Raw genomic sequence first — 12,131 nt, forward strand, 5'->3', positions numbered from 1 at the left:
GGCGGTGCTCTCGGCTCTCCGGCCACTCAGACGCCACCACCGCCTACGGAGCGGATCTCTTCCCTCGCGAACTCGCGACTTTGAGCGAGGTCGTCAGCAACACCCGCAGCAATCAGCGCGGCGCCGGGTGTGTGGCCGGAGTCGACGTAGCGCCAGTTCCGTTCGGTGATCGCGTCGGGCATGTCGGCGTGGCCCATGTGGTGGGCGCGTTCGGCGCGCAGGGCCGCGTAGGTTGTCGAGTAGGCGCGGGATTTGGTGAGGATGTGGCCGCGGTAGCCGAGGGTGTGGGTCCAGGTGCGCAGGTTCAGCGGCTCGTACTCAGCCAGGCTGCCGAGGCGCCAGCAGGCGCGCATGAGGGTGCGGACGTACGCACTGACGGGTGCCGTGTCGATGTCGGACCAGGTGGTGACCCTGTGGTCGGTGCCGGCGCCTGTCTCGCTGGCTCCCTTGGTGACGTACTTGGCCACGTACGCGGCGACCGCGTCATCGTCGGGCCCGTCACCGGCGGCACGCAGAGGCCGGGCGTCGACCTGGGCTCCCCCAGCGCAGGGCCAGTTCCCCCACGGCGGGACTGTAGGGGGTGTGGACCTGGACACGTTGGGCCGAGGCGAGCACGACATCAGTGAGCAGGTCCGCAGTGCCCCACGCCGGGGGTTCGTCGTCGGGCCCGTTGGGACCGTCGAGGCGGACGACGGCATGGACGTGGACGGCCGCCCGTTTCTGGTACTCGGCGACACGGGCGAAGGACAGCCGGGCGTTCGCCGCGAAGCGGGACTGAACGATGCCGGCCGATGAGGCCAGGCGCCGCCTTACGTCGATGACGAACCGGTCCCACAGCTTGGAGGCGTGCGCGTGCCACAGCACGTGGCCGGGGTAGTCGTAGCAATCAGCGCACAGCGGTTGACCGACAACCGATGCGTCCGAGGTGTGGACAAAGCCGCAGTTCAGGGAGCGCCGGTGCTCGCAGGTTCCACCTTCGCGGCGCGGTCGGCAGATCTCCCCAGCGCGATGGACCGGCCCGAACGACGGGGCGGTCAGGGTGACGAAGAGCCGGGGCCGGTTGCGGATCGTGGCGGGGATGTTCTTGCCGCCAAGGAGACCCGCACGGACGAGGTGGTAGGTGTCTCCGGCATGGAGGCGGGAGCAGGCCGGGCAGACGGTGGCGCGTCGGTTGCGGCAGCGGACCATCAGACGCTCGCCGGGCTCGGTGCGGGTGTCGTAGTGGTGCAGGATCTCGCCGGTCGTGCCGTCCAGGGTGGTGGTCGAGCCGGAGAGGTGGACGGGGTGGGCGCAGCCGCCGGTTGCGGTGATCTGCTCCAGCCAGCGCGGGAATTGAGGGTCTTGGGCGATGTGGATTGCGTCGCGGTCTGCTTCGGGGAGCTGACGCAGGCGCGCCGCGCGGTCGAGGGCGGCGCGCCTGTCAGCCGGGGTGAATGCCGGGGTGATGGTGGTGACCTTCCGGGGTGGGCCGCCGAAGCGGCTCGGGGGATGGGTGGTGGTGCGCCGGTGTCCATGGGGTTGTCCTCTCGGTGGTTCAGTCGGTGGGGTTGTCGGTCAGCGGATGGTTCCGGTGCCCCGGCAGACGCGGCAGCGCCGCAGCCGTCCGGTCCAGGTCCTGCGGGCTCCGTCGCCCTTGCAGAACGGGCACCTCACGCGAGACATGGGCATGGTGGTGGGTCCCTTCTGCTCAGGTGTGCGAGAAGCCGCTGACCATCCAGATCACGAGGCCATGGATGGTGAAGACCACGGGCGTTTGGCCGAGGTAGACGCCGAACAAGCCGACACAGACCGCCTCCCAGGCCCGCACGTCGCGGGAGCGGACGAGAAGGACCGTGATGATCCCGAAGATCACCGCGAACGTGAACGCCGTACCCTCGCTGATCACATCTCCAGTCACTTGTCGTCTCCTTCCAGCGCCGCAAGGGCGCGGCCAATAGCGGGCAGTTCGGGGGTCATGCCGGAGTACTTCCGTGCCGTCGACACGGCCTCTTCCGTCGGGGTGAGGTGGGAACGGGCTCGGCTCCATCCGCCGTCCGGGCCCGTGCAGACGGCCACGCCTCGTTCCTCCGCAGTGATCGTCTGAGCGACGGCCACGGCGTCCTTGTTCAGGTCGCCCAGGGTCATCTCGGCCGTGCCGGGGTCGTTGACGCGGTGGCAGATCCGGCCGCCGAGTTGGGCCCGCAGCGTGGTCACCCCGGGGCCGAGGTCGGAGCCGACGCGCTGTCCGGCGACGACCAGGTGCAGGCCGAGCGCGGCCCCGAGCTGCCCGATACGCAGTAGCAGCGTGGAGCACTGTTCCGCCTCCGCCTTGCTCTCACGGGTGCCGTCGGACAGGTACAGTTCCGCGATCTCGTCCACGAGCACGACGACCGGCACCGGCCGGAGCTTGTCCGGCAGCTCCCAGATGGAGCGCACGCCGGCCGACCGGCACACGCTCATGCGCTCCTGCATGTCGACCACCAAGGCGGAGAGCACGGCGACCGCTTCGCGCCTGCACGTGGCTAGCGCGCTCAACCGCCGGGTGAACAGGCCGAGTTCCATGCCGCCCTTGCAGTCGATGCCGACCAGGGCGACCGGCTGAGTCGCGAGCTGGGTGATCAGCCGGGCCAGCAGGGTGGACTTGCCCGAGCGGGTGGCCCCGGCGATCAGCCAGTGCGGGACCAGGCGCAGGTTCATCACCCACGCCCCGCCGGACTCCATCACGCCGATGAGCGCCGAGAGGAGTTCGGCCGGAGCGGTGGCTAAGCCGGGCCGCTGAAGCGGATCGGCAGCTGTCGCCGTCAGCAGCACCAGGCCGCGTTCCGGTGAGGTGACCCGCACCGCGTGCACCCGCCATGCGTGGACGAGTGCTTCGGCCGCCTTCATGTACGTCATGGGCGTCTGGCCCGCGTGCAGCCGCACGGTCACGGTCAGGCCCATGCGGGTGGCACGGGGAAAGGAGATCCGGGGTGCTATCGGCCGCAGCGGATCGCCCTTGACCACCAGGTCGCCGAGCAGGCCGCGCGGCGGACGACGCGAGACGGCGAGGTCGTTGAGCATGGCCACCTTGCGCCAGGTCGCCAGGACCCGGCACACGGTCACCGGGTAGCCGATCAGGTACCAGTGCCAGAGCGGACGATGCCAGCGCACCAGGTCGCCGACCAGCAGCCAGGCCAGCACGGCGAGCGCGAAGGCGAGCAGAATCGGACCCATCACGCGTCACCGCCCTTGCCGTGCACACCAGTTGAGTGCACGGGCGTGATCGCATCCGCGCGGAAGCTGACGCCGTGCCGGTCGCCCATCGACCACATGAACGCGGTCAGTCCGGTGACCTTGACGACCTGGCCCGCTTCGAGGCCCTTGGGCTCACCGCTCACGGCGATCTCGATGACGGAGATCCGCCGCCCGTCCGGCCGCACGGTGACCGCGACGCTGTAGACCGGGTTGCCGTCCCGGTCCTTCTTCACCTCCTGTGTCTCGGAGTTGCTGAACTTCACTTCGGGCACGCCCGCGCACCGCAGTACGCCCAGTCGCGCCGTGTCCACGGGAATGGACTGCATTTCTGTGGCCTCCCTGGCCAGTCAGTACGCCAACTCTGATGCTGACGTCACTTGTCCTTACGAGTTACGACTATGCAGGTCTGTACGGCGAGAGCGCAAGTACTTATGCTGACGAGTGATGTCGCGCGTGCGACGTGACTATGACCTCGACCCGGAGATGCCGCCATGTCGGAGATCCAGCGCCCCGGAGCCCTCTACCAGCAAGTCGCCGCCGTGATGCGGGAAGCGATCCTGTCCGGCGAGTTCGCCCCGGACTCGATGCTGCCGTCCGAAGCCCAACTGATGGCCCGCTACGGCGTTTCGCGGCCGACCGTCCGTAACGCGATCTCGGCACTGCGCGCGGAAGGACTGATCGACGTCCGGCACGGCAAGGGCAGCTTCGTGCGCTCCAGCGGACACCCATTCCTCACGGTCGAGCGCCGCATCAGCCGCACCACCGAGGGCAAGTTCGTGATGCCCAACGGCGACATCTGGCAGGAGACCGAGGAGCCCAGCACCTACCGCACCCACACCACCGAGGCCACCGGCCGACTCCTCCAACTCGACGAGGAGGAAGCCCTGTTCGGCTGTGACCGCCTGCTGATCGACCCAGCCACCGGGACGCGCGCCATGCACCGCACACTGATCCCCTTCCAGGTCGCCGAGGCCGTCCCGCTGCTCGGCAAGGAGCCGTGCAAACCCCCGGCAGCGATCTACTGGGTCCTTACCCAGGCCGGACACAAACTGACCTGGACCGAGACGGTACGCGCGCACATGCCGCTGCCCGACGAGCGCACCGCCCTCCAACTCCCCGACGCGACCCCGGTCCTGCACGTGGCCCGTACCGCGCACGGCGCCGATGGCCGCCCCCTGATCCTCGAAGAGTTGCGCGTCGGTGCGGACCGTGCCGAACTCGCCTATCGGATCACCGCCGACAAACAGCCCACGCGACGCACCCGCCTCTGAGCAGGAACGGCGATCGGTCGAAACAGCCTTCACTTCCTCAAGGGCGCGCCTGCGGCGCGCCGGGGCGCCCGGCCGCCCCGGCCGGGCGTGCGGCGTGGCCGCCGGTCCCGTCCGGTCGGCAAGCGCCCCGCACGACCACAGCTTGCCGGAGGAGTTGAAGCGTCGAACGGCCGTCGCCTGCCGGGGTGTTGGGGGCTGGGGGTCGCCGGCTGCCGAGACTTTAGGCAGCTCCCATGGGGCGAGCCTCGAAGAACAGGGGGCCGATCGGGCTAAACGCGGGCAGGCTCCAAGAGACTGCCCGATCCGCCGGCGAGCGTAAGGCCCCCTGTTCACTCGCCCCATGGCAGCTACCGCCCAAAGTCTCAACAGCCGCCGACGTGCCCACCCGCACCGCTCACCAGCGAAAAGACGCCTCATCGCGCGCCGCCGTCGCCGTCCGCGAGCGGCTCCAGGAGTCCAGCGAGCCGATCCACCGCACCCGGCCAGCCCGCCACCCGCACCACACCGCGCCCCTCCTCGTTCGCCGAGGCGACGGCCCGTAACTCGGACAGCTCGAACCCGACACCGAGGAATGCCCGGTTCAACTGATCAGCGGACTCCCGCGCTTCACGCCAGCCCGCGATGTAGTCGACACCCGACACCCACAGACCAAAGTCCGCCCCCGCAACGTCGCCGAGTCCATCGCTCAGCCAATTCTCACCCGCGCCAGACACCTTGCCCACCTCTGCCCTGATCTAGGTAACGGATCATCAACTCTCTTTGGTCCAAGGCAGATGCACAGCACAACGGCCCCGGTACCATCAGGCACCGGGGATCTTCGCGTTCCCCAACCGGGTCACCCTCCGCTTTTCCAGGGCTAAGGGGGTGGCCCGGTCTCCGTCTTTGGTTGTGAAGCGGGCCTCCTGGCACCGAGTGGGGAACCCGGCGGAGCTCCAGGAGGCGCGCCCCGTCCGCCGGAGGAATCAACCTCCGGCCCCCGGCCGCCGCTCACTCCCGAGGGAGCGAAACGCGTAGCGTCAGCCGGAGATCATCAGGACGGTTGGTCACCGCCTCCGCCGCCGAGGTCGAATCGGCACCACACGGTCTTGCCGCCCTTGTCCTCCGGTGTCCACCAGACCGCCGCAGCCAGTCGCTGAAGAATCAGCAGCCCACGGCCGCAGTCGGGTAAGACCGCTTCCGACAGCTCCCCCGCCAGCCCAGGCAAGAACGAGTCGCCCAGGGGAAGCACCGGAGGAGTCGAGTCCTCATCCGCGACCCCGATGAACAGCCACTTCGGCCACATCTTGAAGATCACGTCGATACGGCGGCTCGCGCCAGGGCGGGCAAGGCAGCGATCCGGCACCACGTGGTTGACCACGTTGCCGACCAGCTCCGAGACGGCCAACTGGGCATCATCTACAGCGGCATCCGCGCCCACGCTCCGGAGGAACACAGCCGTCTGATCACGCGCGATGCGTCCGGTGTCGCTGAACTCGGCAAGGAGCGTCAGCGTCAGGAAGTGCCCGCCGGAGGACGGATCAGGCCGCGTGTACCAATGAGCCATCGCGTTCAGTTCCTCGGCCACGTACGCATGCCGGCGCGCTTTCCTCGCGTCCATGACACGCCCCCGTCTCAGGTCACGGCTGCCGAGTCCCTCCCGGCAGGGTGACCCGAGGGTGCACCTCTCTTACCGGCTGTCGCTCCCCCCTCTTGGGGACCCCCCTCGTGGGTACACTCGCGAAACGGACGCGGCACAGCAGACAGAAACGCCAAACACCGTCAGGTCGATCACAATGGGGAAGTGAGATGACCGGAGCTGCACCGACACCGGCAGCGCTACCGCCGCACGTCCTGGAACGCGCGGACGTGCGGTCGGCTATCGCCAACCACGACTTCGGCGAAGTCTTCAGACTCGCCAAGATCCACGGAAACGTCAGCTACGCCAAGATCTCCGAGGCCGTCGGCTACAAGCGCGAGCACATCGGCAAGATGGCCCGCCCCGAAACGGGCGGCACGGGCGTTCGCCCACGGATCACCCAGTTCCACAAGATCCTTGAAGTCGTCGACGGCCTGCGCATCCCGGGCCATCTCGCAGGACTTGCCCCACGCCCGTGGGAGCTGGAACGACCGGCCACACCCTCCCGGCTCGACGACCCGAGCGCCCTGATCGCGCAGGGTGGCGCCGGACTGTGGGATGTAGCCGAGTTGCTCCGACGCACGGAGATGTCCAGCATCAACAGCGCCGCCCTGGAGTCGATCGAAGGGGGCATCGACCAACTGGCCCGCGCCTACCCGTACGCCGATGCCGACTACCTGCACGAGCGCACGCGCAACGGCCTGCAATACGTCACCAAGCAGCTCGAAGGCCGGATGACGCTCAGCCAGCACCGGGAACTACTCGTCGACACCGGATGGCTGTTCCTCCTCAACGCCTGCGTCCAGTACGACCGAGGCCAGCGTGAGGCCGCCAACCTCAGCAAGGCCGCAGCCCTCCGCATCGGCCAAGAGGCCGGCCACGGCGAGATCATGGCATGGGCCTGGGAGATCGAGGCCTGGTTCGCCCTCACCCAGAGCCGATGGCAAGACATGCTCAACGCCGTCGAAGCCGGACACGTCGCCGACCAGACACATTCCGTCGGCGTCCAGCTCTACGCCCACAAAGCACGAGCCGCCGCCCGCATGGGAGACGCCCGCCTGGTCCGTGACTCCCTGGACGCCGGACGTGCGCGCCTGGACCGACTGCCCCGCCCGGACCACCCCGAGCACCACTTCATAATCGATCCGGACAAGTGGGACTTCTACGAGATGGACGCCTACCGCCTCCTCGGAGACGACGAACGCGCCGCTACCCACGCCCGCTCAGTCATCCGCATCAGCACCGGCCCCGACGGAACCGAGATCTCACCCATGCGCGCCGCCGAGGCCCGCCTCACACTCGGAGTTGCCGCCGCCCGAACCGGCGAAATCGACGAAGCCATCGGCATGGGCACCAGGGCACTCGAAGCAGACCGGAAGTCTCTCCCGTCCCTGCTTTTAGTCGCTGACGAACTCGACAAAGAACTACGCGCCCATGACGAACCTCGGTCTGCTGATTCGTAGAGACCATGAGAGGAATCCTGCCGCCCGCTGGAGCCCGTTGTCCTGAGATCCGTAGCGTAGTAACCAATTTGATTCCATCGGTCGCATCGGATCGAGGCTCCATAGCTCAAGCAAGAGACACGCGGTCTGTGCTCTTGCCCCGGTGGTGTCAGGGCGAAAGCACAGACCGCTCGTGAACAAGCGTCAGTCCGCCAGCGGCAGATACACCCGGTTCCCGCTCGCCGCGAACTCCTTCGACTTCTGCAGCATCCCCTCAGCGACCTCCTCAGCCGTCGCCCCCGCAGCCGCCGTACCGCCGAACTGCGCTGTGATGCTTTGGCTAATCTTCATCGAGCAGAACTTCGGCCCGCACATGGAGCAGAAGTGCGCCGTCTTGGCCGGCTCCGCCGGAAGCGTCTCGTCGTGGAACTCCCGTGCCGTGTCCGGGTCGAGGGCCAGGTTGAACTGGTCCTCCCAGCGGAACTCGAAGCGGGCGTCGGACAGCGCGTCGTCCCATTCCTGCGCACCGGGGTGCCCCTTGGCGAGGTCGGCTGCGTGGGCGGCGATCTTGTAGGTGATGACGCCGGTCTTGACGTCGTCACGATTGGGCAGGCCCAAGTGCTCCTTGGGCGTGACATAGCAGAGCATGGCCGTGCCCCACCAGGCGATCATCGCGGCACCGATGCCGGAGGTGATGTGGTCGTACGCCGGCGCGACGTCCGTCGTCAGCGGGCCGAGCGTATAGAACGGAGCTTCATCACAGATCTCCTGCTGAAGGTCGATGTTTTCCTTGATCTTGTGCATCGGGACATGTCCCGGGCCCTCGATCATGGTCTGAACATTGAAACGCTTCGCGATCGTGTTGAGTTCCCCGAGCGTCCGCAACTCCGCGAACTGCGCCTCGTCGTTGGCGTCCGCGATCGAACCGGGCCGCAGGCCGTCGCCGAGCGAGTACGTGACGTCGTAGGCGGCGAGGATCTCGCACAGTTCCTCGAAGTTCTCGTACAGGAACGATTCCTTGTGGTGCGCGAGGCACCAGGCCGCCATGATCGAGCCGCCGCGCGAGACGATGCCCGTCTTGCGGTTCGCCGTCAGCGGTACGAACGGCAGCCGCACGCCCGCGTGGACGGTCATGTAGTCCACGCCTTGTTCGGCCTGTTCGACGACCGTGTCCTTGTAGATCTCCCAGGTCAGCTCCTCGGCGCGGCCGTCAACCTTTTCGAGCGCCTGGTAGAGCGGCACCGTGCCGATGGGGACGGGGGAGTTGCGCAGCACCCACTCGCGCGTGGTGTGGATGTTGCGGCCGGTGGACAGGTCCATGACCGTGTCGGCGCCCCAACGCGTCGCCCAGGTCATCTTCTCGACCTCCTCCTCGATGGAGGAAGTGACCGCGGAATTACCGATGTTGGCGTTGACCTTCACCAGGAACCGCTTACCGATGATCATCGGCTCGATCTCCGGATGGTTCACGTTGGCCGGCAGCACCGCCCGCCCGGCCGCGATCTCCTCCCGGACCACCTCGGGCGAAACCTTCTCCCGTACGGCCACGAACTCCATCTCGGGCGTGATCTCGCCCCGTCGCGCGTAGGCGAGTTGCGTGACCGGCGTACCGTCACGGCCTCGGCGCGGCTGACGCGGCCGGCCGGGGAACACCGCGTCGAGGTTGCGCAGTCCACCACGCGGTGAGGTGTGCTTGATCCCGTCGTCCTCGGGGCGGACGGGACGGCCCGCGTACTCCTCGGTGTCGCCGCGGGCGATGATCCAGTTCTCCCGCAGCGGCGCCAGCCCCCTGCGGACATCGGTGTCGACGAGCGGATCGGTGTACGGGCCGGAGGTGTCGTACAGCGTCACGGACTGCCCGTTGGTGAGGTGCACCTGACGGACCGGCACCCGGAGATCGGGGCGCGAGCCCTCGACATACCTCTTGTGCCAGCCGGCGGACTTCCCGGCCTCAGGGGACTCCTCGGCCCCGGTCGGCTGCTCGGCCCGTGCGGACTTCTCGCCCGGAATGGGCTGTTCGTCCTGGCTGGAGGCAGGCGTGCGTGCGTCCTTGTTGGTCATGAGACCTACTCCCTACGCCGGCATTACCCGGTAACAGGTTCGGCGGTCGACGCAGCGGCTTCCGTCAGCCGATGTTTCATGTGAAACATCACTCGATTCAGGTGACGTTTCCCGTGAAACATCGCAGAGACGAAGGTCAGCGCCCTCTCAGCCCGGTGCTCCGAGCTCCCGCGTGTGCAAAGGTGCCTCCACGCTAGCGTCATAAGTGGCGCGGTGAACAGTGGGCCTCCGGCGTTCTTGCGATGATCGGGCGGTGACCACGACACAGCAGCCCCCGTACCCGCCGACCGGGCCGCCGCATGGCCACGGCCAGGGATCCGGCGACGACCACGGTTCCGGTTCCGGGCACGACCACGGATCGGGTGGGGACGGCGGACACGGACCGGGTGGAGACGGCGGGCACGGTTCCGGGGCAGGCGGTGGCCACGGTCACTCGCACAGCCACGGCCCCGCCGCCCCCGTCTCCCGGCATCTGCGGAAGGTCATCGCGGCGATCCTGATCCCGTTCACGGTGGCGGTCGTGGTCGGCATGGTGGTCCTCTGGCCCGGCGGCGCCCCGTCGCACAAACGCACCGGCGTCGGCTTCGACCGGCAGACACAGCAGGCGACGGTCACCAAGGTCGTCAGCGTGAGCTGCGCGTCGGTGAACGCCTCGGGCGGAGGCTCGACCGGGGACACCTCCACCGCCGAGGGCTCCTCTGCCGCGCAGGAGGCGGCCGGCACCTGCAAGAAGGCCACGGTCACGGTCTCCACCGGCAAGGACAAGGGCCGTACGTTCACGGAGATCGTGCAGCCCGACCAGTCACGGCAGTTGCATCAGGGCGAGAAGGTCGTGGTCGCGTACGAACCCTCCGCGCCCAAGGATCTGCAGTACTCCGTCACCGATGTGAACCGTAAGTTCCCGATGGCACTGCTCGCCGGGATCTTCGCGCTGGCCGTCGTGGTGGTGGGCCGGCTGCGTGGCGTCATGGCGCTGGTCGCGCTGGCCATCAGCTTCATGATCCTGAACTTCTTCATCCTGCCCGCGATCCTGCACGGCTCGAACCCGCTGATCGTGGCGGTGGTCGGATCGAGCGCCATCATGCTCATCGCCCTCTACATGTGCCACGGCCTGTCGGCGCGAACGTCGGTGGCGGTGCTCGGCACCCTGATGTCGCTGGTACTGATCGGCGTCCTGGGCTCGGTGTTCATCGGCTGGGCCGCGCTGACCGGGAACACGGACGACAACACGGGCCTGATCCACGGGCTGTACCCGTCGATCGACATGAGCGGTCTGCTGCTCGCCGGCGTCATCATCGGTTCGCTCGGCGTGCTCGACGATGTGACGGTCACGCAGACGTCGGCGGTCTGGGAACTCCACGAGGCCAACCCGTCGATGGGCTGGCGCGGGCTGTACCGCGCCGGCATCCGCATCGGCCGCGACCACATCGCATCGGTCGTCAACACGCTCGTCCTCGCCTACGCGGGCGCCGCCCTGCCCCTGCTGCTGCTCTTCTCCATCGCGCAGAGCAGCGTGGGAGCGGTCGCCAACAGCGAGTTGGTCGCCGAGGAGATCGTGCGCACGCTGGTGGGTTCCATCGGCCTGGTCGCGTCGGTACCGGTCACCACGGCCCTCGCGGCCCTGGTGGTCTCGGCGGACCGTCCGGGGCCCGAGGCGGTTCCAGCGGGTGCGGCTCCGACAGGCGGTGGGGCTTCAGCGGGTGGGGCTACGGCGGCCACGGCGGCGCCGAGCGCCAAGCCCGCTGCGGCGCGCGGCGGGAAGGGCCGGCGCCGCAAGCACTGAGACGCCGTAGTGCTGAGGCACAGCAGCGCTGAGGCACCCGTAGGCACGTGGGCGCTGAGGACGGCGGGAAGGGCCCCAGGGGGCCGCGCAGAAGCGTTACTGCGGTTCCCTGGCCCCAGCGGACCTTCAGGGCTCACAGCGCCTCCAGGAGCTTCAGGGCGCGTGGCGAAGCGTTACGCCAACTCCCGCCCCACCGCCGTGACGACACATCAGCCCGCGCTCTGCTCCTCCGCCAGGATGCGGTCCAGCGCTTCGTCGAGGTGGGTGTCGAAGTCCGCGAGGGCACCTTCCTGACCGAGCGGAACCAGCCGGTCGGTGCGGTCGAGGAACGCCACGAGCGGGGCCGCGCCGGTGCGGAACAGCGCCTGGTCGCTGCCCACCTGAAGCCGGATCAGCACCTCGCCCAGCGTCTCGGGGTCGACGGGCTCGATCCGCACGTCGCCCTCCCCGCACGCCATGCCCACCCCGTCGATCAGCAGCTCGCGACCGAAGGCCCAGGTCACCGGGGCGTCGCCCGGCAAGTGGAAGGTCAGCCGCACGGCGTACGGATCGGACGTCTCGTAACCCAGCTCGACCGGGATACGGAAGGAGAGCTCCTCGGAAACGAGGAAGCTCATCATGACCTCTGCCTGTACGGACTCGCGCATCGCCTATCCCGTCAACTGCCGTCGCCTGGCCGGGAATGATCCCCGTGACACTGAAGGAATATTGCTGAACGTACACGTTAGATCACAAGGAGTAAGTTT

The 12,131-nt window shown here is 68.2% G+C and carries 10 protein-coding genes, 1 pseudogene and 1 riboswitch; of the genes and pseudogenes, 3 read left to right on the forward strand and 8 right to left on the reverse strand.

Features of this window, described 5'->3' with window-relative positions:
- Positions 1-26: 26 nt before the first annotated feature.
- From ACGFY9_RS00390 to ACGFY9_RS00405, 4 genes and pseudogenes are all read right to left on the reverse strand, one after another.
- A pseudogene (locus tag ACGFY9_RS00390) lies at positions 27-1,389 on the reverse strand (replication initiator).
- Positions 1,390-1,687: 298 nt separating this feature from the next.
- Complete coding sequence (locus ACGFY9_RS00395; protein WP_393751729.1) at positions 1,688-1,885, reverse strand: hypothetical protein; 198 nt, start codon at positions 1,883-1,885, stop codon at positions 1,688-1,690.
- 8 nt (positions 1,886-1,893) lie between these two features.
- On the reverse strand, positions 1,894-3,192 hold the full coding sequence (locus ACGFY9_RS00400; RefSeq protein ID WP_393750481.1) for an FtsK/SpoIIIE domain-containing protein: 1,299 nt from the start codon (positions 3,190-3,192) through the stop codon (positions 1,894-1,896).
- Complete coding sequence (locus ACGFY9_RS00405) at positions 3,192-3,539, reverse strand: hypothetical protein (RefSeq protein ID WP_393750483.1); 348 nt, start codon at positions 3,537-3,539, stop codon at positions 3,192-3,194. The genes ACGFY9_RS00400 and ACGFY9_RS00405 overlap by 1 nt, the downstream gene beginning before the upstream one ends.
- 165 nt (positions 3,540-3,704) lie before the next feature.
- Here ACGFY9_RS00405 and ACGFY9_RS00410 point away from each other — a divergent pair, with 165 nt between their 5' ends.
- Positions 3,705-4,484, forward strand: a complete 780-nt coding sequence (locus ACGFY9_RS00410) for a GntR family transcriptional regulator (RefSeq protein ID WP_393750485.1) — start codon at positions 3,705-3,707, stop codon at positions 4,482-4,484.
- A gap of 413 nt (positions 4,485-4,897) precedes the next feature.
- On the opposite strand, the gene ACGFY9_RS00415 is transcribed toward ACGFY9_RS00410, so the two are convergent.
- Together ACGFY9_RS00415 and ACGFY9_RS00420 are read right to left on the reverse strand one after the other, a co-directional pair.
- The gene (locus tag ACGFY9_RS00415; protein ID WP_393750487.1) at positions 4,898-5,197 is read right to left on the reverse strand and encodes a hypothetical protein; all 300 of its coding nucleotides are present in this window, start codon (positions 5,195-5,197) and stop codon (positions 4,898-4,900) included.
- A gap of 317 nt (positions 5,198-5,514) precedes the next feature.
- The gene (locus tag ACGFY9_RS00420) at positions 5,515-6,081 is read right to left on the reverse strand and encodes an ATP-binding protein (RefSeq protein ID WP_393750489.1); all 567 of its coding nucleotides are present in this window, start codon (positions 6,079-6,081) and stop codon (positions 5,515-5,517) included.
- 188 nt (positions 6,082-6,269) lie between these two features.
- Here ACGFY9_RS00420 and ACGFY9_RS00425 point away from each other — a divergent pair, with 188 nt between their 5' ends.
- Complete coding sequence (locus ACGFY9_RS00425; RefSeq protein WP_393750491.1) at positions 6,270-7,562, forward strand: tetratricopeptide repeat protein; 1,293 nt, start codon at positions 6,270-6,272, stop codon at positions 7,560-7,562.
- A gap of 183 nt (positions 7,563-7,745) precedes the next feature.
- Here ACGFY9_RS00425 and thiC read toward each other — a convergent pair whose 3' ends face one another.
- Positions 7,746-9,602 (reverse strand): phosphomethylpyrimidine synthase ThiC, encoded by a 1,857-nt coding sequence (thiC, locus tag ACGFY9_RS00430; RefSeq protein WP_393750493.1) that lies wholly within the window; start codon positions 9,600-9,602, stop codon positions 7,746-7,748.
- Positions 9,595-9,784: riboswitch (TPP riboswitch) on the reverse strand. (Overlaps the previous gene by 8 nt.)
- A 71-nt stretch (positions 9,785-9,855) precedes the next feature.
- Between thiC and ACGFY9_RS00435 the strand changes: the two genes are divergently transcribed.
- Positions 9,856-11,385, forward strand: a complete 1,530-nt coding sequence (locus ACGFY9_RS00435; protein WP_393750495.1) for a YibE/F family protein — start codon at positions 9,856-9,858, stop codon at positions 11,383-11,385.
- 209 nt (positions 11,386-11,594) lie between these two features.
- Here ACGFY9_RS00435 and ACGFY9_RS00440 read toward each other — a convergent pair whose 3' ends face one another.
- Complete coding sequence (locus ACGFY9_RS00440; RefSeq protein ID WP_033285771.1) at positions 11,595-12,032, reverse strand: SsgA family sporulation/cell division regulator; 438 nt, start codon at positions 12,030-12,032, stop codon at positions 11,595-11,597.
- Positions 12,033-12,131 lie beyond the last annotated feature (99 nt).

Source organism: Streptomyces sp. NPDC048504 (genome assembly GCF_043200035.1).
Lineage (GTDB): Bacteria > Actinomycetota > Actinomycetes > Streptomycetales > Streptomycetaceae > Streptomyces.